The sequence below is a fragment of the Terriglobus albidus genome (assembly GCF_008000815.1).
Classification (GTDB): domain Bacteria; phylum Acidobacteriota; class Terriglobia; order Terriglobales; family Acidobacteriaceae; genus Terriglobus; species Terriglobus albidus_A.
This window is the reverse complement of record NZ_CP042806.1, coordinates 3,320,191-3,344,512: the sequence shown is the minus strand read 5'-3', so window position 1 is coordinate 3,344,512 and position 24,322 is coordinate 3,320,191. Positions and strand designations below refer to the sequence as shown.

20 protein-coding genes and 1 tRNA gene are annotated in these 24,322 nt (G+C 56.8%); 8 read left to right on the top strand and 13 right to left on the bottom strand.

From position 1 onward, the window contains the following. Window position 1: 1 nt before the first annotated feature. From FTW19_RS13210 to FTW19_RS13175, 8 genes are all read right to left on the bottom strand, one after another. Window positions 2–1,132, bottom strand: coding sequence for a biotin/lipoyl-binding protein (locus tag FTW19_RS13210; RefSeq protein WP_147648067.1), 1,131 nt, complete (start codon window positions 1,130–1,132; stop codon window positions 2–4). Window positions 1,133–1,149: 17 nt separating this feature from the next. Further along, complete coding sequence (locus FTW19_RS13205; RefSeq protein ID WP_246153752.1) at window positions 1,150–1,356, bottom strand: YtcA family lipoprotein; 207 nt, start codon at window positions 1,354–1,356, stop codon at window positions 1,150–1,152. Window positions 1,357–1,409: 53 nt separating this feature from the next. Next, window positions 1,410–2,807 (bottom strand): TolC family protein, encoded by a 1,398-nt coding sequence (locus FTW19_RS13200; protein ID WP_147650625.1) that lies wholly within the window; start codon window positions 2,805–2,807, stop codon window positions 1,410–1,412. 94 nt (window positions 2,808–2,901) lie between these two features. Continuing rightward, window positions 2,902–4,368, bottom strand: a complete 1,467-nt coding sequence (gene fumC / locus FTW19_RS13195) for a class II fumarate hydratase (protein WP_246153277.1) — start codon at window positions 4,366–4,368, stop codon at window positions 2,902–2,904. Window positions 4,369–4,544: 176 nt separating this feature from the next. Then, a complete protein-coding gene (locus tag FTW19_RS13190) occupies window positions 4,545–5,399 on the bottom strand; it encodes a succinate dehydrogenase/fumarate reductase iron-sulfur subunit (RefSeq protein ID WP_147648065.1) in 855 nt (284 codons plus the stop codon). Between the two features lie 2 nt (window positions 5,400–5,401). Further along, a complete protein-coding gene (locus FTW19_RS13185) occupies window positions 5,402–7,312 on the bottom strand; it encodes a fumarate reductase/succinate dehydrogenase flavoprotein subunit (protein WP_147648064.1) in 1,911 nt (636 codons plus the stop codon). A gap of 16 nt (window positions 7,313–7,328) precedes the next feature. Further along, window positions 7,329–8,087 (bottom strand): succinate dehydrogenase cytochrome b subunit, encoded by a 759-nt coding sequence (locus FTW19_RS13180; RefSeq protein ID WP_222705457.1) that lies wholly within the window; start codon window positions 8,085–8,087, stop codon window positions 7,329–7,331. A 7-nt stretch (window positions 8,088–8,094) separates the two neighbouring features. Next, window positions 8,095–9,750: an NAD-dependent malic enzyme gene (locus FTW19_RS13175; protein ID WP_147648063.1), complete on the bottom strand. Its 1,656-nt coding sequence runs from the start codon at window positions 9,748–9,750 to the stop codon at window positions 8,095–8,097. Window positions 9,751–10,939: 1,189 nt separating this feature from the next. Here FTW19_RS13175 and FTW19_RS13170 point away from each other — a divergent pair. Further along, window positions 10,940–11,353 carry a hypothetical protein gene (locus FTW19_RS13170; RefSeq protein ID WP_147648062.1) on the top strand — a complete coding sequence of 138 codons (414 nt, stop codon included), beginning with the start codon at window positions 10,940–10,942 and terminating at the stop codon, window positions 11,351–11,353. Between the two features lie 856 nt (window positions 11,354–12,209). Here FTW19_RS13170 and FTW19_RS13165 read toward each other — a convergent pair. Beyond that, window positions 12,210–12,686 carry an ATP-binding domain-containing protein gene (locus tag FTW19_RS13165; protein ID WP_147648061.1) on the bottom strand — a complete coding sequence of 159 codons (477 nt, stop codon included), beginning with the start codon at window positions 12,684–12,686 and terminating at the stop codon, window positions 12,210–12,212. Window positions 12,687–12,716: 30 nt separating this feature from the next. Continuing rightward, a tRNA-Val gene (locus tag FTW19_RS13160) sits at window positions 12,717–12,791 on the bottom strand. A gap of 131 nt (window positions 12,792–12,922) precedes the next feature. On the opposite strand from FTW19_RS13160, the gene FTW19_RS13155 reads away from it, so the two are divergent. The 4 genes from FTW19_RS13155 (at window position 12,923) to FTW19_RS13140 (ending at window position 16,447) form a co-directional block, all read left to right on the top strand. After that, window positions 12,923–13,651, top strand: a complete 729-nt coding sequence (locus tag FTW19_RS13155) for an RNA polymerase sigma factor (protein WP_147648060.1) — start codon at window positions 12,923–12,925, stop codon at window positions 13,649–13,651. Window positions 13,652–13,678: 27 nt separating this feature from the next. Next, entirely contained in the window at window positions 13,679–14,167 is a 489-nt protein-coding gene (locus tag FTW19_RS13150; protein ID WP_147648059.1) for a hypothetical protein, read from the top strand. A gap of 192 nt (window positions 14,168–14,359) precedes the next feature. Continuing rightward, window positions 14,360–14,902 carry a DUF3106 domain-containing protein gene (locus FTW19_RS13145; RefSeq protein WP_187142962.1) on the top strand — a complete coding sequence of 181 codons (543 nt, stop codon included), beginning with the start codon at window positions 14,360–14,362 and terminating at the stop codon, window positions 14,900–14,902. Window positions 14,903–15,211: 309 nt separating this feature from the next. Next, window positions 15,212–16,447 carry a TlpA disulfide reductase family protein gene (locus FTW19_RS13140; RefSeq protein WP_187142961.1) on the top strand — a complete coding sequence of 412 codons (1,236 nt, stop codon included), beginning with the start codon at window positions 15,212–15,214 and terminating at the stop codon, window positions 16,445–16,447. 50 nt (window positions 16,448–16,497) lie between these two features. Here FTW19_RS13140 and FTW19_RS13135 read toward each other — a convergent pair whose 3' ends face one another. Then, a complete protein-coding gene (locus tag FTW19_RS13135) occupies window positions 16,498–17,409 on the bottom strand; it encodes a proline dehydrogenase family protein (RefSeq protein WP_147648056.1) in 912 nt (303 codons plus the stop codon). A gap of 90 nt (window positions 17,410–17,499) precedes the next feature. On the opposite strand from FTW19_RS13135, the gene FTW19_RS13130 reads away from it, so the two are divergent. From FTW19_RS13130 to FTW19_RS13120, 3 genes are all read left to right on the top strand, one after another. Further along, complete coding sequence (locus FTW19_RS13130) at window positions 17,500–18,687, top strand: YncE family protein (protein ID WP_246153275.1); 1,188 nt, start codon at window positions 17,500–17,502, stop codon at window positions 18,685–18,687. Between the two features lie 616 nt (window positions 18,688–19,303). Then, a complete protein-coding gene (locus tag FTW19_RS13125; RefSeq protein WP_187142960.1) occupies window positions 19,304–19,636 on the top strand; it encodes an energy transducer TonB in 333 nt (110 codons plus the stop codon). 84 nt (window positions 19,637–19,720) lie between these two features. Beyond that, window positions 19,721–21,193: a methyl-accepting chemotaxis protein gene (locus FTW19_RS13120; RefSeq protein WP_147648054.1), complete on the top strand. Its 1,473-nt coding sequence runs from the start codon at window positions 19,721–19,723 to the stop codon at window positions 21,191–21,193. 98 nt (window positions 21,194–21,291) lie between these two features. Here the strand turns inward: FTW19_RS13120 and FTW19_RS13115 are convergent, their stop codons facing one another. Both FTW19_RS13115 and FTW19_RS13110 read right to left on the bottom strand, forming a co-directional pair. Beyond that, complete coding sequence (locus tag FTW19_RS13115) at window positions 21,292–23,373, bottom strand: PP2C family protein-serine/threonine phosphatase (protein WP_147648053.1); 2,082 nt, start codon at window positions 23,371–23,373, stop codon at window positions 21,292–21,294. Then, the gene (locus FTW19_RS13110; protein WP_147648052.1) at window positions 23,370–24,308 is read right to left on the bottom strand and encodes a YihY/virulence factor BrkB family protein; all 939 of its coding nucleotides are present in this window, start codon (window positions 24,306–24,308) and stop codon (window positions 23,370–23,372) included. The genes FTW19_RS13115 and FTW19_RS13110 overlap by 4 nt, the downstream gene beginning before the upstream one ends. Window positions 24,309–24,322 lie beyond the last annotated feature (14 nt).

Genomic DNA, 24,322 nt, shown 5'->3' with positions numbered 1-24,322 from the left:
CTCAATTGCCCCGAATTGTGATCACGGCTGACTCGCCGCTTCGAAATAGGTCGGGCGTCGGATTCTCGACGCGTACCCGAACCGGGAATCGCGACGCCAAATGCACCCAGTTCAGCGTTCGCTGCACATTCGGTAGACCGGGTTGCAAATGGCCAATCACATCAGGATCCGGGGTAACGCCAAACCCGACGCTATCCACAACTCCGGCAAAGCGCAGGTTTGGCCTCGACATTACGTAGACATCAGCCTTCATTCCTGGCGCAATCCGTTTGAGCTGGCCTTCCCGGAAATTGCCAATTGCCCACCAGCTGCGGGCGTCAATGAGCGTGAACATTTGCTCTCCGACGTGAGCATAGGCGCCCTCTGAAATTGTGAGGTTAGTCACACGGGCATCGAACGGCGCGTAGACGCGGCAGTTGTCCAAGTCGTAGCGGGCCTTCTTCCCCGCTGCTGCTCTTGCTCCACGCTGGTTGATTAACGGTTCAAGAGTTGTGACAGCATGCATGGCTTGTTCGTGTTGTGCCGTCGCTGAGTTCAAATCTGCCTTAGCCAGCGCCAGCCGGGACTCAGCCTGCTTTAGAGCTTCTTCTTGTATGGCTTCGGAAGTCCTGGCCTTATCCACCTCGTCCACCGTCACGAACTGTTGTGTGAGCAGCGGCTCAAGACGATGCAGATTGTTGTTCGCGTAGGTCCACTCGGCGCGTGCCCTGGCGATCCCCTGCTCAGCGTTCGCCACCGCAGCTTCCGAACTGTGGATGTTCGCCTGTGCGACCGAAACCCCGCTGACCAACGCCGCTATTTTCCGTTGCTCGTCCGCAATCTGCCCTTCCAGAGTGGCCTGCTGAGAGGTCGCGGTTTCGAGAGCATATTGATAGGGGCGTTCATCTATTTGGTAAAGCAGTTCACCTTTTTTCACGAATTGGTTGTCTTGCACATTCAGTCGAATGAGAGGGCCGTCAACTTGTGGCGCTATCCCAATAAAATTGGCAAATACTTCGGCGTCCTCCGTTCGCGGATATTGGTTCGCATGGTCGAGCACGACGAGCCCAAGGACTACGGCGGTTGCCACGAAGACGATGCTGAGCCCGCGGCCCAGGAGTTGGCGCAGTCGCGGATTCTTATTTGTCTCCATACTTCATTGCTCCTGGTTTAGCTGAAGATAGCGAGCCACAGCGCGAAGGCAAAGATCGCCGTGAGACTCGGATATACGAGAACCGGCCAAGCGATCTCAACATAACGACACAACAGCGCTCGCGAAACGACCGTAAGCAAAATAGCCACCACTAGGCAGACGAGCCACGCGGGAAAGAACGAACCCAGGATGTCGAACGATGGAGCTCTTCCACATCCCGTCATCATCAATAGCAAGACGAGTACGAACACTCCTTGCACAGATCTAAGCGTTCCGTTCATGGCCGGGGTGTCCCGGTGACGCGAATTGAATCTCCTGTTCTGAACGCCAACTCTGCGAATGCCGTCAGCACTTGTGTGCGTGCCAGGACATCCGCAGATCGAGCTTGTGCCAAAGTACGCTGAGCTGCGGTAACATCCAACAAGTTTCGAACGCCATAGCCGTACGATTGCAGGGCGGCGTTATAGGACTGAGAAGAGGCCTGAAGCAGTGCGACTGCGGATTGGCGCTGCCGGAAAGCGGTATTCAGATTCGAGTAAGCCGTCCAGACCTGATCCGCGATCTGGTTACGCTTGACGTTCGCCCGCGCTTCTGCCGCGTGAACGTCAGCTTGCGCTTGGGCCAGGCGGTTCTTACGCGCGCCTCCATCAAAGACAGTCCATTGAAGATTGAAGCGCAATTCGCCGACCAGATCAGCAGTGTGTGACCAGGAATATGGGACCTGCAAACCGTAGAGGGATGGGATGGCTGGGGTAACATTCAGAGTCAATGCAGGGTAATAGGCTGCACGCGCTTCCTGGACTCGTGCATTTTCGGATCGGATCTCGGCCACCTGTTGCATAAGATCAGGACGTTGCTCGAGGGCCCGGTTGATGGCTTGGTCAACCGTATCGCCTATCGACTCGCGACTGGGAATTTGATCCAGCGATTGAACCTGGATCACCCTGGTCGCGGAAGCCCCGACTGCAGTTGCGAGATCGCCCCGAGCAATCTCCTCAGCGCCAAGGATCGCTTGCAGATCATAGTCAGCCTGGGCGGTGGCGCTCCGCGCTTCGAGCACATCTGGCTGAGTAGCGAGGCCATGGGCCAAACGTTGTTCGGCTGCTTGTTGCACTGCTTGTGCATTTGACAGACTTGCCCGTGCGGCATCCTCCTGCCCCATCGAACTCAATAGTCGGTAGTAGGCTTGCTGCACCTGGTAGATAACTTGGCGATGAGTATCGTTGAAAACGAAATTTGCAGCCAGGAGCTGCGCCTTCGCGGCGTTAATTCGACCCGCGCGTGCCCCGAAGTCAAAGAGGGTGTAATTGAGCTTCAATCCCACCTGAAAGGTCTGGATAACCTGGCCGTAGAAACGATCGCTAAATAAAACCTCCTGCCGGCTGGTCTGTGAAACTGCAACTGCTGCGAGGACAGGAAACAACTCACTGCGTGCTACGCCCAGGGCCGCGGCTTCAGCGCGGGCACGTTCCCATGAATCGCGAGTGGCAGGGTTGTGTGCTTCTGCCATATCAATGAGCTCCGGCAACGAATACGTTTTTGCGGAATCAATAGTGAATCTCGAATCAGAAGTATCTCGAAGGCCTACTTCGATGTTGCGTTCAGCAGGTGAATGCCACGGACGATCACTCGATACGGGTGCACTCTGAGCCGGCCCCCTTCTGGTGAACAGCATGAGCAACACAATTGGTCCACAGACCCATATGAGGAGCAGGTGCGAGTTCAACCATCTCGACATTACGGTTTAACCTCAAAGACCAATGGTTGACTCACGAATTTCCTCTCAGGGGATGAGTCATCTCCTCCGGGCGTACCCATGAGTCGAACTGTTCTGCACTGAGGAAACCGAGTTTCAGAGCGGCCTCACGCAAGCTAATATCCTCACGATATGCGGTCAGTGAGATCTTCGCCGCCTTCTCATATCCGATGTGCGGGTTGAGGGCCGTCACCAGCATCAGTGAGTAGTCCAGATGCTCCTTGATGCGTTTCTCGTTCGGCTCGATCCCAACAGCGCAGCGATCGCAGAACGATCGCGAGGTATCGGCGAGGAGTTCGATTGACGTCAGGACGTTGTGCAGCATGACCGGTTTATATACGTTCAGCTGAAAATTGCCCTGCGAACCTGCAAACGCCACAGCGTGGTCATTACCAAAAACCTGGACGGCGACCATCGTGAGCGCTTCGCACTGAGTCGGATTGATCTTTCCCGGCATAATGGAGGAGCCCGGCTCGTTTTCGGGAACTTTAAGTTCGCCGATTCCAGCGCGAGGACCACATGCATACCAACGGACATCATTCCCGATTTTCATCAGCGCCCCAGCGAGCGTGCGAAGCGCGCCGCTCACAGTCACAACGCCGTCGTGTGCGGAGAGTACTGCAAATTTATTGGGAGCGGAGACAAATGGCTTGCCGGTTTCCTGAGAGATCTGTCGAGCAGCTACTTCTCCAAAGCGCGGATCAGCATTGAGTCCCGTGCCAACTGCCGTGCCCCCGATTGCTAAGGGGTAAATGCCGGGGAGAACCTGCCGAATGCCGTCGAGTGCCTGATCGATCTGCGCTACCCAACCGGAGATCAATTGTCCCACTGTCAGCGGCGTCGCATCCTGAAGGTGCGTACGACCCAGCATAACCACCTCGCGATACTGTTGCGATTTCTCGTCGAGTACGTCACGTAATCTGCCGACAGCAGGAAACAACTTACTCTCAATCGCCTCTACTGTCGCGATGTGCATCACTGTGGGAAAGGTGTCATTCGACGATTGACTATGATTCACATCATCGTTGGGATGAATTGGTTTTTTTGAGCCGAGGACGCCACCCGCAAGCTGAATCGCGCGATTGGCAATCACCTCATTGGCGTTCATGTTGGTCTGTGTACCGGAGCCGGTCTGGAAGACAACCAATGGAAATTCGTCATCCCATCGGCCGTCGATCACTTCCTGCGCGGCACGAGTGATCAGGTCGACCTTTTCACTGGAGATCTGGCCCAACTCTCCGTTGGCTAGGGCAGCGCATTTTTTCAGAATGCCAAGGGCTCGAACTACAGTCCGGCCCCAGCGAAAGCGCTCGACACCAATTGGAAAGTTCATGTGAGAGCGCTGGGTCTGTGCACCCCACAGATGCTCAGCCGGAACCTGGACGTCGCCTAAGGCGTCCTCCTCAACACGGAACTCGTTAGTGGTTGTCACACTCATGGTTTCATCTCTCCTCAATGCATGTATCTTTTCTTCATCCACGCATGTTGTGGCCCTCCACTCTCGATTCGGGAAACGCTACAGATTCTGCGAACAAACCTAATCTGTACAGAGTGAAGAACCCGCCCTATTCCCTGACGCGTATTCCGGACCTCCATAGATCGTCAGCGTCCTATGGAGATTCGTCTTAATCAGGCGCATGAGCCCTCCTTGTGAACCTATTTCTGAGCATCCGCTGGAAGTTGTGTATCGGCGTGCTTATCAGAATGCTCGTGAGAGTCCTCCATAAATGGCTGTTGCACGACGCTGGGCATCAACAGTGGCTCCCGGTGTCTGCGCCAGGCCGCACGAATCAGGTCGCGATTCATCTTCCCGATGAACTCCAGAGGTATCTGTTTGGGACATACTGCTTCACATTCCCCATGATTGGTGCAGCTTCCGAATAGCTCATTTCTCATCGTCGCGACCATGCTGAGGGTTCTCTGGTCGCGCTGCGGCTCACCCTGTGGGAGGGAGTTCAGATGAGTGACCTTGGCCGACGTGAACAGCATGGCGGCTGCATTTGGGCAGGCAGCGACGCAGGCTCCGCACCCAATGCATGCGGCTGCATCGAACGCAGTGTCCGCATCCTCTTTTGGAACAAGGACTGCATTGGCATCAGGCGCGCTTCCGGTCGGTACAGTGATGAAGCCTCCAGACTGAATGATTCGGTCGAACGCTGACCGATTCACGATCAGATCGCGAATAACCGGGAAGGCCCGCGCGCGCCACGGCTCGAGCGTTATGGTGTCGCCATCTTCAAAGAAGCGCATTGCGAGTTGGCATACGGTTGTGCCGCGCTGGCCGCCATGGGCCACCCCGTTGACCAAGAATCCGCATGAGCCGCAGATACCCTCGCGGCAATCATGTTCGAAGGCAACGGGAGGTTCCTGCCGATTAATCAGGTCCTCGTTAAGCACGTCGAGCATTTCGAGGAACGACATATCAGGCGTAATGTCGCTGACCTGATAGGTGACGAAGCTGCCCGAAGCGTTTGCACTTTGCTGCCGCCAAATCCTGAGTTTGAGATTCATGGCTACTTGTAACTCCTTTGCGAAAGCGGGACGTACTCGAAAGTAAGCGGTTCCTTGTGAAGGACGGGAGTATTGCCGGAACCCTTCCACTCCCAGGCCGCTGTGTAAGCAAAGTCCTCATCGTTGCGTTTCGCCTCACCATCGGCAGTCTGACTCTCCACCCGGAAATGGCCTCCGCACGATTCGGTACGTTGTAGCGCGTCCATACACATGAGTTCGGAGAGTTCAAGGAAATCAGATACACGGTTCGCCTTTTCTAGGCCCTGATTCAGTTCTTCGCCGGTACCAACGATACGAAGGTTCTGCCAGAACTCGTCCCGCAATTCAGGAATCCGAGCGAGCGCCTTGCGCAACCCTGCATCAGAACGGGCCATGCCACAGTTATCCCAGACGATCTTGCCGAGTTCTTTATGGAACGAATCGGGGCTGCGTTTCCCCCGAATCGTAAGTAGATTGTTGATTCGATCTTTTACCTCGGCTTCGGTCGCCTTGAACTCCGGATGGGAGGTATCCACAGGGTCCAGTTTGGTGGAAGCAATGTAATCCGGCACCGTGCTGGGGATGATAAAGTAGCCATCTGCGAGGCCCTGCATCAGGGCGCTCGCGCCGAGCCGATTTGCGCCGTGATCTGAGAAGTTCGCCTCACCGCTCACGAACAGTCCGGGGATCGTGGACATCAAGTGATAATCAACCCACAATCCGCCCATCGTGTAGTGGGGAGCGGGATAGATCCGCATCGGGATCGTGTACGCATCTTCTCCTGTGATCCTTTGATAGATGTCGAACAGATTGCCATACTTCTCACGAACTGTTTCGAGCCCGAGCCGATGAATCGCATCCGCAAAATCCAGATAGACACCCTGCCCCCGCGGTCCCACGCCGCGACCTTCATCGCACACTTCCTTCGCGTTTCGTGATGCGACGTCGCGCGGCACGAGATTGCCAAAATTTGGGTAGCGGTTCTCGAGATAGTAGTCCCGCTCACTTTCCGGAATATCTCTCGCGCTGCGGGTTTCACCCTTTTTCTTCGGCACCCATACGCGCCCGTCATTCCGCAGTGACTCTGACATTAGCGTCAGCTTGGACTGTTGCTCGCTGCTCAATGGAATACACGTCGGATGGATCTGGGTGAAACATGGGTTCCCAAAAAGGGCGCCGCGGCGATGAGCCCGCCAGATTGCCGTACAGTTCGACGCCTTGGCGTTAGTGGAGAGATAGAAGACATTGGAATATCCTCCCGTTGCAAGCACAACCACGTCGGCAGCGTGGCAATCGACTTGGCCCGTGACCAGATCCCGCGTCACAATGCCGCGCGCGATGCCATTGATAAGGACTACATCGAGCAGTTCAGTCCGGATGTGCATCGTTACTCTTCCGGCTGCGATCTGCTCTTCGAGGGCTTGATAGGCACCGAGCAGGAGTTGCTGTCCTGTCTGGCCTCGCGCGTAAAAGGTTCGTTCGACTTGCACGCCGCCAAAAGATCGGTTGTCCAGAAGTCCGCCGTACTCCCTTGCAAACGGCACGCCTTGCGCGACGCATTGATCGATGATGTTGACACTAATTTCCGCCAGGCGATGCACATTGGCTTCGCGGGCGCGAAAATCACCGCCCTTGACAGTGTCCTTGAAGAGGCGGAAGACGCTGTCGCCGTCATTGCGATAGTTTTTGGCGGCATTGATTCCTCCCTGCGCTGCGATAGAGTGTGCGCGCCGTGGGGTGTCGTGATAGGAAAAGCAATGGACCTGGTAGCCTTGCTGGCCGAGAGTGGCGGCGGCGGCGGCACCTGCCAACCCCGCACCCACTACGATGATCGAGTGTTTGCGGCGATTCGCCGGATTGACCAGCTTCATTTCAAAGCGGCACTTGTCCCACTTCTGCTCGATTGGACCCGAGGGTATCCTTGTTTCCAACATTTCTGTACTCCTCTAATTAGCGAAACCAGCCTGCCCATACAGAAACGGGGACGGAGCTGAATCCAACAAACACTACGATCGCTATGACTCGCGCAACGATCTTCAGTTGCCTTTGGTTTCGGGCAGTGCTCCAGCCAAGGGTTTGCAGCATGCTCCAAATTCCGTGATAGAGGTGCAGGCAAAGCGCCCCCATTGCCACGACATAGAAGAGCGCAACCGGCCAGAGTGTGAAAGCTGCCACTACGTTCTGGTAAGCCGCCAGATGTTTGAACTGACCTGGCTGGAATCCAACTACACCTGCCGTCAGGTGAAGAAGATGGAAGATGATGAAGACAACCAGCAGCACCCCGCCCCAGCGCATCATGCGTGCTGCGAAGGTCGTCTCGACTTCGCGCTTGACGCTGTATCCAACTGGTCGCGCAGCCTGGCTCATACGAGTAAGCTGAGCTGCCGCCGTGATATGAAGGGCCACACAAATAAGTAAGACAATTCTCACCACCCAGAGCAGTTCTCCATAGGCAAGCTCGGGTGTACCTATTTCCCTCAGGAATCGTGAGTATGTGTTGATCTCGTCCGGACCCGAAAATATTTTGAGATTGCCCAACATGTGGGCGATTACGAAGCCAATAAGTACGACTCCCGTAACCGCCATAACTATCTTCTTCCCGATCATGGTGTGCCAGAAGGCCACTGCACGTTGTTTGGTGGCAATGTTTTGCGTCGTCACATTGCCACCCGGGCGAACTATCGGATTCGAACTTGCATTGGTTGACATTCGAACCTCACTCTTCGTTCCGTGCTATTCCAAACGAGGCGTAAGCAGGCGTCCACTGTGTTTTCAGCACGCGCCTTCGCAGTTCGTCCTCAGTGACCTTTGGAGCGACGCCGTCGTTTTGCGCCTGAATGCCAACCGCGATCGCAATATCCCTGGCGACCCGCCTACTATCTTTCAGGGGAGAAAGCAGGGACGCGGAAGGATCTTTGAGGGCAGGCGAATTTGCGGCAAGCGCACGAGCTGCGGCCTGCATCATTGCGTCGGTGACCCGGCGAGCGCCGGAAGCGACAACGGCAAGTCCCATTGCCGGGAAAATATGAACGTTGTTGCATTGCGCGATAGCAATCTTCCGCCCGTTGTGGGTGACAGGTGCAAACGGAGAACCCGACGCGACCAGGGCGCGTCCATCGGTCCAACGAATAAGGTCCTCTGCGGTTGCTTCGGATTTTGAAGTAGGATTCGAGAGAGGAAAGATAATAGGCCGCTCGACCTTTCGCGCCATTTCGCGAACAATTGGCTCAGAAAAAGCACCACCAACCGTGGAGAAACCGATCAGGATTGTTGCCCTAAGTTTTCCGATCACATCGGCCAGGCCGATGTGTCCGTTTAGGCTCCGGGGCCATCCGGCAACATTGATCTCAGGCTGGGCATAGACACGCTGTTCCGGACTCAGGTCATTTCGCCCGGAATGTAAGAAACCATCTTTGTCAACGATCCAGAAGCGGCTGCGGGCCTCCTCTTCGCTTAGTCCTTCACTTATCATCGCCGTTCGCAAGCCATCAGCGACACCGATTCCGGTCGAACCTGCCCCGAGCATGACGATCTGTTGTTCGCCCAAACTCTTTCCAGTCACGTTGACCGCACCTAGAACAGCTCCGAGAACGACCGCCGCTGTTACCTGGATGTCATCGTTGAAAGTCAGTAGCTGGTCGCGATAACGCTGGAGAATTGGCCGGGCATGTGGGGTTGCGAAGTCTTCCCACTGCAGGCATGCCTCAGGAAACTCCTGCTTTACCGCCTGAACGAACTGATCTACGAAATCGAAATACGCCTGGCCGGTAATCCGTTCATGACGCCAGCCGAGGTACGCAGGATCGTTCAACCGCTCCTTATTATTAGTGCCTACATCCAAGACGATCGGTAAAGTCCGTTCCGGACGAATACCACCAATGCCCGTGTAGAGCGAGAGCTTGCCAATAGAGATGCCAAGCCCGCCTGCGCCTTGATCACCGATGCCCAGAATGCGTTCGCCATCGGTTACTACGATTACATCGACGTCTTTATTCGGACGATTCCGCAGAAGCTGCGGGATTGAGTCGCGCAATGGGTAGGGGATGAATAGTCCGCGAGGCCGGCGATAGATGTGGCTGAATTGTTCAATCGCCGTCGCAACCGTTGGCGTGTAAACCAGCGGTATCATTTCTTCGATGTGGTCGACGATGAGCCTGTAAAAGAGAACCTCGTTGGTATCCTGGAGAGCTCGTAGGTAGATATGCCGCTCCAGGTCGCTGTCTTTTCTCTGGAAGGCCTCGTAAGCTCGAACGGCTTGCTCATCAAGGGTTTCTATGTGTGGCGGGAGAAGCCCTTGCAGTCCAAATTCTGTACGCTCCTCCTCAGTGAATGCGGTGCCTTTGTTTAAACCTTGCCGATTGAGGAGATCCATTCCTCCAGGAATATCCGACCGATTTGCTGCTGTAACCATATGCGGATTCTTCGCTTCCTTTCAATTGATCGTTGTTAGCGAAACAGATTGACCTTAGCTAGATCGATGACTTCGTCGCCCTGCCCGCGAAGAACAGCCTTCAGCATGAAGAGGCTAAAGCCAACAGGTGTGCGATCCATGGTGATATCGTCCTTTCGTTGGACGGAGAGACATGGATGCCTCTCCGATGGATGAACAATACGTCACTTGGCACCCTTGATCTATTACATGTTTATGGCAAGAATAGTGTTGAGCTGATGGCGGATTTGAGGTTATGAGCAGTTCAAGACAACTGAGATAAACAGCGTTGCTGACTGCGAAATTGCTGACGACATTTCGCTGGCGGAAGAATCTGAGCAGATGCAAACAAACGCCACCAAGATCCCAGAGAGCAATCAAGCTACGGAGCGAGAAAGCGGCTGGCCCTGCTGAGTAGGTCCCTTTACGCACTTGCCGGCCTTGGTATCGCGCGACGACGCAAGCTGTTCAACGGCTTCGGAATTGCATTCAATGGGTTTGCTTGGAAGCCTCATCTACTGAGGGAATGATCACGATTTCTTGTTGGCCAGAACCACTCGCAAATATGAATCGTGCGAAAAAGAACCAGCGGTCGCCTTGTAGTTTTCCTAGGGACCTACAGCTGATTCGCGAGCGTTTCACGAGCGATCCGGAAATTTCCGCGTTACTTCCTGCTTACCGGTCACCCAGAAGCTACGAGAAGTCACGAATCGCACGCTGACTAAGGTAGCCCACAAGGGTCACGCAGAAGTAGAGCCCTCGCTTGTGCCCAGACAGCTGTCAGATGCGCAGTCGAGGATGGCGTTCTCTGCAAAAGCTTGATTTAGAATCTCCGTCACAAGCTAGCGCAGCGCTTGAATCTCCTGAAGAACTTTGCCTAGCTGATTGCCAAAGGCCGTAAGGCTGCTCTGTATATCTGCCGGCACTCACTCGTCTCATCAAATGGCGCGAATCGCAGTCGCATGTTAGAGCTGAAGTGAACAAAATGCCGCGTCGATGTGTCCTATTCAAACCTTTATTACAGGAACATGTGATTGTTTCGGTGGTACACGGCTGCTACCCTCACGCTGCTATGTGGAGCTAGGATATTCGGCACTGCATGCATGAACGATACGTGTAAAGGGAGCCAGAAATGGCAAGCAAGGTTCCACTTGTTGTAATCGTCGGAAGCGGATTTGGTCGCCTTGCTGCGGCGAAGGCACTCCGACCGGATCTGACGGTCCAGGACCATCCCGAGATATTTGTAATTCGCGATACAGCGTCTCTTGATCAAGTCGCCATGCAGCAAGGACGTTACGCCGCAAAATCAATCTTTCGGCGCGTAACCAAGAAATCACAGCTTCCTCCTTTTCCTTACTTCAACGAGGGCCACCTTGCCGCAGTCCGCAAGAATTTTGCCGCGTTACAGACCGAGCGTCATGATGAGCGATTTTTTGGCTTGGCTCGTCTGGGCGTTGATCCACGTACAGTCTCTGGTCGAGAGCAGCTTGAGGGTGAGCGTCTTCTTCCAGTGGGTCTGGACATACCTCAGTGCAAAGCGCGGTAACCGGTTGACCATTGAACGCGCGAGAATAGCCGACGAGAAGTTTGCAATGGCAATTGAGGAAGCAATTTAGCGCGGTTCATATGAATGCCACCTAAGGTCGAAGTCGATATGTTTCATTTAGATTACCTCTCTTGCTTTCTCACCATATTGGCGACTGTCCTCATCGGTCGCAAATCGTGGACGGGGCTTCTGATATCGATTGTCAACAGCATGATCGTTTGCGTAATCGGGTTTCGCACATCTCAGTTTGGCTTTATTCCAGCAAACCTGATTTGCATATGTGTATACGCATTCAGCATCCGGTCTTGGGTCAAGAAGACTCGCACGCAACGGACCCGCCCATCGATGGGGATAGGGACGACGATGGTCAACGCTCCCTACACTCCGATCGTCTCGGATCGAGGTTTTTTGTGACTCGAAGAAGCATCCGCTTATGAGTTTCGCGATTGCAGGAGTCTTGATGGGTCTGCCTCGGCATCTTGAGAATGATCTATGAGTTGCATGAGAGCAAGAGTAGGAAGGAACTTGGGAGAACAGAATGACACTCGACTGGCAAGTATTGCTCATGGCGTTAGTGGCTCTTTCGTTGCGATTGGTGGTATTGGCAACTTCGTTGCAACCCGAAGAGCAACTCTCCCAATTGAACCGGGCAGCACCGATCTCAAGAACCGACGCAGACCGGCTACCATGCAAAGACCTGATGGTTTCCGCTGCTCGCATAGAGGGATCGATGTTACGAAAGTAGACTCAAGTGGAGTGTGTCGATGCACCAAATGGTTGAGTTTCTCGCGAAGCATGGATTCTGGGTGTTTCTTGTTGCTGTGCCCGGTCGACAAGCTTGCGTTCCCTTTATGACTTAGCTATCCCACTCGTGCCGAAACCTAGAGCCGTCGTGAAGAACATAAGAGTTGGGATCTTGGCGACCATAGCAACTATTTATGACGCCCATATCGTTGGTGAAAATCTTCGCATCATAAGCGCCCCGTGAAATGGAGACATAGGCGAAGCGCTGGTTCACCAGATCGCTGCGACCGGAGGCGTCGATGTCCACTAGCACCCGATCGGCCGTCAAGCCCTGAGAACTATGAGAAGTGACCGCATATCCATGATCAATATGGGGCATCATCTGAACATCAATCGCAACTGTTCGACCGCTATCCAGGGCCACAGAAAGACAACCGGTTGACTCGATATTCGAGCTTAAGCTATGGAAACTGGAGTGTCCCGATTCCTCACTCAAAGCGCCGATGTTCCCGAACGCGGATGGCGGCTTTCTGGATACCTCCAATGATGCCAATCTGTGCAATTTGGCATCAAATGGCATCAAATCCATTTCGCCACTGCCTGCAAGTTATTGATTTTATGGTGGGCACAGCAGGATTCGAACCTACGACTTCCACCGTGTGAAGGTGGCACTCTACCGCTGAGTTATGCGCCCTGTGAAGGGTGGGAACCGGGCCGCGGACTGTTGCACACGCCGCCTTGGTGACCTTATTCAAGATACCATTGACGCCCTGATGACGCCACTGGCCGAAACCGGCATCTCAACCGGTAGAATAGGCCAACGGAATGCCGGAGCCACGATCATCCAAATTCCCGGAGGAAGGCGCGCAACCTCCTGCCGAGGACCGTGTTCACAAAGACATGGGCACGATGGCGCTCAATCCGGACCTCCAGACCGTCACCCTTCCCGACCCGGCGGTGACTGGCATACAGGCCGATTTTGCGGCCAACGATGACGTCCAGACCATGCTGGCACTGAAGGCCGGCAACTTTGCCGCCTTTGACATTCTTCTGGCCAAGTACCGCAAGCCGATTGTGAGCTTTATGTATCGCATGGTGCATAACCAGGCCGTCGCCGAAGAGCTGGCACAGGAGGTCTTCCTCCGGGTCTTCCGGTCACGTGAGACCTATCGCGCCGAAGCTCGTTTTTCGACCTGGCTGTATCGCATCGCCACGAACCTCGGCGTGAACTATGCGCGTGATACCAAGCACGAGCGCTCTGCCCCGACGGTGCACCTGGATGAGCCGGACCATGAGACCGGGACCATGCCCGATGTCGCAGACGACACGCCGACTATCGAGGCCGATCTCCTCAGAGAGGAACGTATGCAGGCCATCCGGCAGCATGTGATGGCTCTTCCAGAACGGCAAAAGAATGCCGTTTTGATGCACAAGTATCAGGGAATGGACTACAAACAGATAGGCGAAGTGCTTAAACTGTCTGAGTCCGCTACCAAATCGCTGTTGTTCCGCGCCTACCAAACGTTGCGCGTGAAACTGAAGGATTTCGTATAAGGCGCTTCGGCGCCGGGATGAACTGTTATGAACTGCCATGAATTCCAAAACGAGCTAGAAGACCTGGTACTCAACCCGGCAAAGGCTCCCTCGCGTGCGGCCCAGGCTCACCTGTCCGGTTGTGAACCGTGCAGCGTTGAGCTAAAGGAACTGCGTGCGACATTTGGGGCAATGGACGCCTGGACGGCGCCTGAGCCTTCTCCCTGGTTTGATACCCGCGTAAACGCCCGCATCCGCACCGAGCAGCAGGCTGCTCCGGCCGGATTCCTGGAGCGTCTGCGCGCGCGCCTGCTTTATAACACCGGAGCCCAGTTCCGCCCGATGATGGCCGGGGCCATGGCGCTGGTTTTGATGCTGGGCGGCGCAGGGGTTGTTACACAGTTGAAGTCCACACCTCCGGCGCGAGCCGCTGTAGTTGACGATCTTCAGATTCTGGATCACAACGATCAGGCGATCCAGGAGATGGATCTTCTGGACGACGCTTCCCAGGACGAAGACGAGACTCCTCAGACCTAGGAGCCCCGTACCGCATCCTTTTCTTGAGTTTTGGGTCCTTTTTAAGTGGGAAGGGCTCCCAGGTAGGGCTGTGAGCCGAAAGGTGACGCTAGCGTGATATTTCACGCTGGCTTTTACCCGGAAAGTTGCTATCGTTGGACGCGTAGTGGTACTACAAGTACGGAAATGAACTGCTTAGGCACAATACGGAGCGTGACGCTGTTAGCCCTGACGGCTGCCATGGTCATGCCAGGATTGGCTCAGCAGCGCCGTCCCGCGTCCCCTCCGCCACCGCAGCGGCAAATGCCACCCGGCGGTGGCCGTGGCGAACATCTTGCCCAATGGATGGATAAGCACCGCAATCTCACCCCGCAACAGCAGCAGAATGCTCTGCGCAGCGAGCCCGGCTTCAAGCAGCTTCCGCCGGAGACCCAGGCACGGGTGATGGGGCGGCTGGGCCAGTTGAACGCCATGCCTCCGCAACAGCGGGAGCGTGTCATCAACCGGGCAGAAGCGATGGAGAAACTGGAGCCACAGCAGCGACAGCAGGTTCGTGGAGCCTTGAGCCAACTCGGAGCCTTACCCATGGAACGCCGCCGCACGGTGGCGCGGGCCTTCCGCGACCTTCGCCGTTTGCCGCCGGAGCAGCGGCAGAACGCTCTTAACTCCCCTGCTTACCGTGACTTCACGCCACAGGAACGCTCTACACTCAACAACCTGATGCAGGTAGAGCCGATGATTCCGCAACAACCGTAAAGTTGATGCATCTAAGTATATGAAGTCGGTGCCCCGGTCGTTCGTGCTTGACCGGCTGGGACGTATCGATTATTGTGCAGAAGATGTCTTACTACGCCATCCGCGCTTGTTGTTGCCGCTGCTGCTGTCCGCAGCAGGCCGCCGTGGAATTGCGTTCCGGACGGTAGAGTCAGCGATCCTAGCCTGATTCCCTCCTAATCCAGAAAACATCCAATTCTCCGCGAGCCTGCGAACTTCCTCTGAAGTCGTGGGCCTTCTTATTTGCCCCCGGAGATGCCACCTGAACCGTTCAACAGCAAGGAAACGACCATGAATGCACGTCTTGTCACATTCGCCTCTGTTCTCGCCTTCACTCTACCGGCCCTTGGCCAATCGGCGTTGACCGGAACGTGGGAGGGCTACTCTGAGATCCATGGGCAGAAGGTCCCCGTCAAGCTGGAGCTCAAGCAGGAATCCAATGGAGTGAAGGGCGCTTTTCTAAGCGGACCGGAACGCTGGGAAGCCACCAGCGGGTCTGCCACGGATGGAAACCTGGTCCTGAGCTTCGACTACTTCGCCCGCAAGGTCGACGCGACCGTCAAGGGCGACGATCTGACCGGCACCTTCGGTACCGCGACGACGAAGTATCCGCTGGCGCTGCACCGTGGTGCGGCGGCCAAGTCCACGGTCGCCAAGGGGCCGGATATTCACGGCGATTGGGAGATTGCCGTCGGCACCTCCACCAAGGGCGAGTCGGCCTGGAACATGAAGATCGAGCAGACACCCACCCTCGTGAAGGGCGCCATCCTGCGTATCGATGGCGATACCGGCGGCCTGTACGGCAACTATGACGCCGAGACGAAACAGTATGTCCTGTCGCACTTCACGGCCGCCGGACCAGCGCTCTACACCCTGAAGCCGCAGGACGACGGCACCCTGGTGGTCACTAACGCTCTCAAGGACGACCAGCAGTGGACGGCTCGCCGTCCAGTCGACGCGCGCAAGGAGAACCTGGCTCCTCCAACGGCCACCACGGAACAGACCCGCTGGAAGGATCCGGCCCAGCCGCTGTCTTTCAGCTTCCCTGACCTGAACGGCAAGACGGTCTCCAGCAAGGACCCGGAGTTCAAGGACAAGGTCGTCCTGGTAGCCGTCGGCGGATCGTGGTGCCCGAATTGCCACGATGAGGCTCCGTTGCTTGAGTCGCTCTACAAGAAGTTCCACAACAAGGGTCTGGAGGTTGTCAGCCTGACCTTCGAGCAGGACGAAGATCAGCTCAAGAACCCGGTCCGCGTAAAGGCCTTCATCAAGCGCTACAACGTGACCTATCCCGTGCTGCTGGCCGGAACCACTGACCAGTTGAACGAGAAGATCACCGGCGCCGAAAACCTGAACTGCTGGCCGACAAGCTTCTTCCTGGACCGCGATGGCAAGGTGCGCGAGATCCATGCCGGCTTCTCCGGTCCTGCGACCGGCAAGGCTCATGAAGAGCTGGTCAAAGAGACCACAGAATTGGTAGAGAAGCTGCTGGCCGAGAAGTCGGAGACGCTGAAGGCGAGCAACTAACCATTTTCAAAGGCCCACGCATGGCACATGCCGGCGTGGGCCTTTCTTCTTTAATTCCGGAAGAAGTTCTTCGCCAGGAAGATCAGGTTCGCCGGGCGTTCAGCCAGCCGGCGCATGAAGTAGGGGTACCACTCCGGCCCGAAAGGTAGATAGACGCGCACGCCCCAGCCCTCCATCACCAGCGCACGCTGCAGGTCGCGCCGCACGCCATAGAGCATCTGGAACTCGAAGGCCGTCTTCGGCAGCTTCGACTCGATGGCGAATCGCTTCAGCTCTTCGATGATGCGTTCATCATGCGTTGCCATGCCGCAGAAGACACCGCTGGTTATGCATCGTTTGGCAAGCTTGAGGTAGTTCGCGTCGACATCGGCTTTCTCCGGAAATGCCAGTGACGCCGGTTCCTTGTAGGCCCCCTTGCAAAGCCGGATGCGGATTCCCTGCTCCAGCAGCCGTTCGACATCCTGCTCGGTGCGGTAGAGGTAGGCCTGCAACACGGTGCCGGCAGCGCCGTATTTGTGAAAGAGACGCTCCGTCATGGCGACCGTCGCCTCCGTATAGCCGGAGCCTTCCATATCAAGGCGCACGAAGTTCCCGAGACGGGAGGCCTGCTCTACTAGTTCCCCGACCACCTCTTCGGCCAGCAGCGGATCCACATCCATGCCCATCTGCGTGAGCTTCAGGCTGACATTGGCCCTCAGGTTGCGCTGGGCGATTGCGTCAATCATCTGCGCGTAGAGCCTTCCGGTGCGGCGTGCGTGCTCCTCGGAGAGGACACTCTCTCCCAGGGCATCGAGCGTGACGGCCATACCCTGCCGATTAAGGTCTTCGCAGGCTTTCAGAGCCTCGTCCAGCGTCATACCGGCAACGAACCGGCTGGACATCCGGCGGCCAAGGGTGGAGCGCTCAGAGAAAGCGCGCATCTGTTTGTTTTGGGAGAGTGCGATGAAGAAACTGCGAAGCAAGGTCTCGTTTTCCCTCTGGTTCTTTTGCAATGTAGCCTTCATGGCATTGCTTTGCAAGGGCGCGGGATTGATACACTCGCATCTGTGCGTGTGAAATCGCTGTTCCGGGCTGCCCTTCCTGCCATGCTGGTACTCCTCGCCGGTTGCAGGCGCGGCGCCTTTCCGGAATACCCGGCAAACTATCGCGAATTTGCGTATGTCACCAACGGCGCGGCCAATACCGTCACCGTGCTGGACCTGGTGTACCTGCGCCAGGACAAGGTGTTGCAGGTAGGCCAGTCGCCCTCAGGCATCGCCGTCAACCCGGTACGGAATGAGGTGTACATCGCCAATGCCGGCTCCGGCACCGTCACGGTGATCAATACGGAGCTGAACCGCATTGAAGCCACCATCGGCGTACAGCGCGGTCCCTACTCTATCGCAGTCGATCACGATGGAAAACGCGCCTATACGGCCAACTCAGGCTCTAACTCTATCTCGGTCATCGATCTCGATACGCGTCGGCAGATCGCTGTAGTCGGCGCAGGCGAGAAGCCGGGCGTCGTGGTGGTAGCACCGGACAATCGCGCTGTCGTGGTCACGAACCGGGAATCAGGATCGGTCTCGGTCTATGCCGTGTCCACAGAACCGTCTGCCCCTCCACTGAAGCTTCGCAGCACCTGGGGCAACTGCCCTGAGGCGACCGATGCGGTCATCATCAAAGACTCAACCAAGGTCTTCGTTACCTGCTCAGCGAATCGACAGGTGATGGCAGTGTGGCTCGCGGCCGATCCAAACGAGTGGCGTGGCAAACAGGACCCATCACTGCAGCGCGATGCTTTTCTGACCATGCTGGACGTGGGCGAGACGCCGATGCAGATCACGCTCAAGCCGGATGGCTTTGAACTGTTTGTCTCGAACTTCGACTCAAACACGATCTCGGAGATCTCTGGCTGGACCAATGAAGTGAGCAACACCTTTCCCATCGGTACGCATCCCGTTCACGGTGTGATCGGCAAGGACAATACGAGCTTCTGGGTCTCAAACTTCGGCGCGGACATGCTGAGCCTGTACAGCATCGACGATGGCAAACGAGTCAACAGTGTCCGCACGGGTACAGCGCCTGATGCACTCGCCTTCTCAAACGATGAACACCTGTTGCTGGCCGCTAATTCTAAGTCCGGCGACGTCGCTGTGATTCGCACCGCTGGCCGCAATGGGCAGCCGGAGCTGTTCACCATGCTGCCCGCCGGTGCACAGCCGAATGCCATTGGAGTGAAGGCATTCAACGTGAAGTAGCCAGGGTCCGGAGTCTGCTTTTTCAGCGCTTCGGATGGCAAAAGCTCTTCATGATTTATGTCACGAACTTTAGACTCACCATACTAGGTGCGCATCGACAAATTCGTTTGTGCTTTTGTTAGAAATTCGGGGTATTCCTCGCCCACCCTAGCGTTGCGAGGGTGGGGCACCCGGCTGTATAAGCACCAAAGGTGCGCTCTATATCAGCCTGGGGGCAACGCCCCAGGTCTCAGCGCCCACAAGATGTTAAAGGGCTGAAGGCCCGCGCTATAACCCCGCACTGAAGTCGCACTTGTACGCTTGCTCGCTTCTCCCATCCAACGTGAACACCCTTGCCAATACCCATGTCTCGAAATAGGACAGTGCTAAAGGTAACTAGTGCGACGATCGTAGCAACATCGTACGGCTTCACCCATACGCACCTTCCCAGACCTGCGCAGGCCGCCTAAATTGCAGTATTTGTTGAAGAAACGGCTCGAAACCGCTTCAAACGCGGCGGCCAGATTCGTCGATTTCTAACGCAGTAAAAAAATATGTCGCAATACCGCTGTTTCTCTAATGGCCACACCCGGAGTGCCGATAGTGAGAGTGAATGACTTTCCTAAGGAGCCCTCTCATGAAGTACGCCTTGTCACCTAAGTCTTCTCTGGTGCTTTTCGCCGCTGGCCTGTTCTTTCTGACCACCAACTCTCTTCACGCGCAGTCGCGTAAGGCTGTGTCGAAGACCCCTCCCACTTATCCTGCTCTCGCCAAGCAGATGCACATTGGCGGCGTGATCCGCGTTGCTGCAACCGTCGATGCAGGTGGTAACGTTCTGAAGGCCGAGTCGGACAGCCCGAACAAGATGCTGGTTTCCGCTGCTGTCGATGCTGTGAAGCGTTGGAAGTTCGCTCCCGGCGACGCAACCGAGACGGTCACCGTCGAGATCAACTTTGAAGCAAACAACTAGTCACTGCTCTGAAGAGCAGTGCTAGTTGTGCACCACACACTGTCGCCATTGAGACACTGATTATCCCTTTTGGAGTTAACTGTAATGGGCATTAGAGGCAAACTTTTCTGGAGCATTGGCGCCCTCGCGCTCGGGTATGTCTTTTTCTTTGCGCTGATGGCGATCACCACATCCACGGTACAACGCCATCTTCACGTAGCGTCGGACTTCCTGTTCCCCGGCGCTTCCAACCTCCAGCTCGCGGAGTCCAGTTCCCAGCGAGTAGCGAAGTCCTACAAGGACGCTTTGATGTTGCAGGATCCGTCGGCGCTGAATACCGGCGACACGGAGACCCGGGCCGTTCTCAGCGCCCTGGAAGCTGCAAAGGAGAAGCTCTCCTATAACTCCACTTACGGCCAGAAGGCCAGTGACCTGATCGCTCGCTATCAGGAGCTGCATGAGCGCGCTCGTGGTGCGTATGCGAAGGCGATTGCCAACCCGGCAAGCGCTGATCCGAATATGCTCGCGACACTCGACCGTGACCAGGCGGCGGTAGACAAAGCCATCGACGAGCTTCGCACCGAAGTGGGCAGCACAAGCTACCGCGCGGAGCTGGAGTCTGTGACCTCGGCCAACCATGTTCAGGCTGTGCTGGGCATCGCGCTCTTCCTGCTGGCCCTGGTTGTTGCCGGCGGCTCCCTGATCATCATGGAACGGAAGGTCAGCGCTCCTCTGCGCGAGCTTGCCAAGAACCTAGCACTGCGCGCCAACCGTGTATCGGATTCCGCGGACCAGGTCTCAGAGTCAAGCGAGAGTCTGTCGCAGAGCTCCTCACGCCAGGCTTCTTCCATCGAAGAGATCTCTGCTTCTTCGGAAGAGATCCGCGCCATGGCGCAGGCCAGCAGCGATAGCTGCAGCTCGACGGCTGAGCTGGTTGCCATGTCCGAGGCGAAGACCATTGAGTCCAACTCGTCGCTCAACGAACTCATCCGCGCCATGGAAGGCATCACTGCCGCCAGCGGCAAGATCTCGAAGGTGATCGCCATCATCGATACGATCGCATTCCAGACCAATATCCTTGCGCTGAACGCTGCGGTTGAAGCGGCCCGTGCAGGCGATGCCGGTCTCGGTTTCGCAGTCGTCGCCGAAGAGGTCCGTACCCTGTCGCAGCGCTGCGCTGAAGCGGCCCGCGATTCCGCCGAGCTGCTTGGTGAGTCTATCTCCAAGTCGCAGAGCGGCAAGGCGAGACTCGACGATGTGACGGCAGCCATTGCCGGCATCACCGAAGAGTCTTCCAAGGTCAAGCGCCTGGTCGACGAGATCAACCTCCGCAGCCGTGAGCAGACACAGGGCATCATCCAGATCTCGCGTTCGCTCTCCGGCATGGAAACTCTCACGCAGCAGTCGGCCGCAAACGCGGAGTCCAGCTCCTCGGTTGCATCGACCCTGAAGACAGAGTCGCGCGCCCTCAACGAAAGCGTTCGCATCCTGAGCGCGGTCGTCGAAGGCAAGACGCAGAGCGACAACAAGAGCGCTCTCAACGCGTGGGACATTCAAACTCAGTTCGAACCAGCCTGAGCTTTGGGTTTCAAAACGAAATAGCAAAACAAAAGACGGTTCGAGCGATGCTCGAACCGTCTTACTTTTAACTTCATCTCCCTTACACGCTGCGGGCCTTATACCCGACGGGCAAGGACAAGTGTGATGTCGTCAGGCTGTTCCGCATCGCCGATCCAGGCATCGAGCGCCTGCAGCACCTGCGCCGAGATGACATGCAGCGGCTCATTGCGGTAGCTCAATACCACTTCCATCAAGCGCTGCTCGCCGAACTCGCCGAAGTCGTTCTCCGGCTCCGTAACGCCGTCGGAGTAGCCAATGAAGATATCGCCGACCTGCAGCGTGACAGCGTCATCCATGTAGTCCATGTTGTCCATCAGGCCGACGACAGTACCGCCTTTGTCGAGCCGATGCACAGAACGGTCGCGGCGCAACACCAGCGGCGGCAACTGGCCGGCATTGGAGTACGTCAGACGCGAGCGCGCTATGTCGTACTGTGCCAGGAAGAGCGTGGCATACTTCTCCGGCTGGGTGCTGCGGTAGAGGTGGCGATTGAGCAAGCCAAGGATGTGTCCGGGCGAGTCGAAGAGGGCCTCGCAATGATCCTGCGAGGGATGGGGCTGTTGGCTCAGCTCTTCACTCGCGAACCGGTAAGCACGCACGGCAGAGTGCAGCGTCGCCATCAGCAGCGCGGCGGAGATTCCCTTACCGCTGATATCGCCGATCGCAATGCCGAGGCCGCTGGGCGGCTGGCCCTCATCCTGGAAGACAATGAAGTCATAGTAATCGCCGGAGACGGTTCGCGCCGGGCGGCAGACACCATGCAGCTCCAGGGAAGGAATCTTCACATTGCCGGAGGGAAACAGGTTGGCCTGCACCTCCTGCGCGATGGAGAGCTCGTTCTGCATTCTCTCCTTCTCCTGCTGCTCGACCAGCAGACGCTGCAGCGACCCGCTCATACGGTTGAAGGCCCGGCTGAGCTCCGCAAGCTGATCGGTACGCGTTACATGGATACGATGTGCCAGCTCGCCGCGGTCGATGGCCAGGGTCGCTCCGTAGAGATCGGAGACGGAAGCCGTAATCGTGCTGCTGAGGCGCATCGCCATGTAGAGCGCAAACGCCTCGATAAACGCGAACAGGATGCAGAGAACGATCAGCAGAATGCGGATGAACTCCGGCATCAGGCCTTCGATCGAGACCGCAAAGAGCTGGGTATAGAGCAGTGACGGGCGGGAGTCGACCTCGACCGGGACGTTCTCTTTCGCTCCCGTATCCCACACCGTCATGGGGATGGTCGAGAAGAAGTACACCGGCACGTCGAGCAGGTTCACGGCTCCGGGAAACGATCCTCCGGAGACGCTCTGAGCCTTGTCATCGCTTCGGCGAGCCATGGTGAAGTTCGTACGAAGCGTGCGGTTAGTCGATTCTGCTAATACGGGAACCAGCGATGCGCGGCCCAGCCCCAGCGCCGTAAGTTCCATGATGCGCTTGTCCAGCGGAACACTGCGCACCACAGTAACGGCGTGCCCGTTGCGCGAGTGTCGCTGCGTGATCGCCGCAAGGTAGAGCCGGCCGTCATCGATCACAATGCCGTGGAAGCCTTCGCGCGGCGGTGTCCAGGCCGGCAGGCCAAGCGGCGAGTGCTCCATGCCTGCTTCCGGCGCCAGCAGAGCCGGAAGACGATCGATAAAGATAGCGATCTGCCCGCGCTCCATCTCTGCTTTGTCCAGGCCCAGCAGGCTGGGATCGAGGTTGTGCGGGTCGACCTTCGTCTCTGGCCGTGCAATCACACGCGCAAAGTGTATGGCGCAGTCGGTGTTCTCCGTCTGCATCTGGTCTAGTTGCGTCTGGATGCGTTGTGCGACCAGGTGAATCGCAAACTGTCCGGCTGCCACGTAGGCAGAGATGAGCACCAGCGTCACGAAGAGCACGACCGGCGCCAGGCCGATCAGCAGATAGGTAATGGCGAGCTTGTTGCGCAGGCTCCAGAGAAAGCGGATACGCGCCTGGCGAATGCCCCACGGAATCGCACAGACCAGAAGCAAGCCGCCGGCGAGAATCCAGAGGTCACGGACAGTGCTACCGAGCGCATTCTGCAGCCGGCTGATGGGCCACAGCAGCAGAAACAGGGCCGTCAGCAGCGCGACAAGACGCGTCAGAACCGACCAGCTTCGCCATGCAGCCTTTAGATCCCTACTCATGCCTCCGCCGCCTCTTTCCGCTCCGCGAGACGGGTCATGCGCATCGCATGCCGGTTCGCGGAAAAGTGCCCCCCGGCCAGCAGCAACAGGCCGGAGAGAAAGGCCCACGTCATCAGCCCCACCGAGATATAGAAGGGGCCGTAGACGCCCTGGAAGTCCAGCCACGGCAGCGCCTTCACGTACACCACCTTGGCAAGCTGCCACAGCAGGCCGACCACAATGGCTGTTGGCATTACGGCGGCTGCTGGAATCTTCCGGTTGGGCAGCAACCAGTAGATCAGAAAGAAGAGCAAAATGCCCGCGACGACGGAGAAGATCTTCAGCACCGTGTGCGAGATAAGGTTGAAGACCCAGTTGTCAGTGTGGCCAAAGAAGATCCAGCTCAGAAGCGACCGCTGCCCGGCGGTGCCGGCAACCGAGGCCATGGCAAGCACACCCACGGCCGCCGCCAGCCCCAGGGAGACGATCTGGTTATGCAGATAGTTCCGGTTCTCTTTCACACCCCAAACTGCATTCAGAGCAACCTCCAGCGGCAGGAAGACGCCGGTGGAGGTGATCAGCAGCATGACGGTGGAGAACACCTGCACGCCTTTTCGGGGGTGGGCGAGGAGTTGCATGTTGCGGACGATGAAGTCCTGCCCCACCGGCAGCAGGTTGTGCATCATGTCGCCAACGACTGACTCCATGGCGCGGGAATGAAAGAGGTTCCGGCTGAGCGACAGCATCATCACGATGAACGGAAACAGCGACAGAATTACCTGCGCGGCGACACTGAAGGCGTAGGTATGGACCTCGGTTTTGGTGAGATATTTCACCAGCGCCCGGAGTTGCGGCCAGGAGCCGGCTTCCAGTACGGCAGGGCGCTTCGCCAGCTCTTCGGCGGACATGGACGCGGGATCGCGAGGTTCCTCACTGGGTGGGATAATGGATGGCATCGGCACCGGAATCC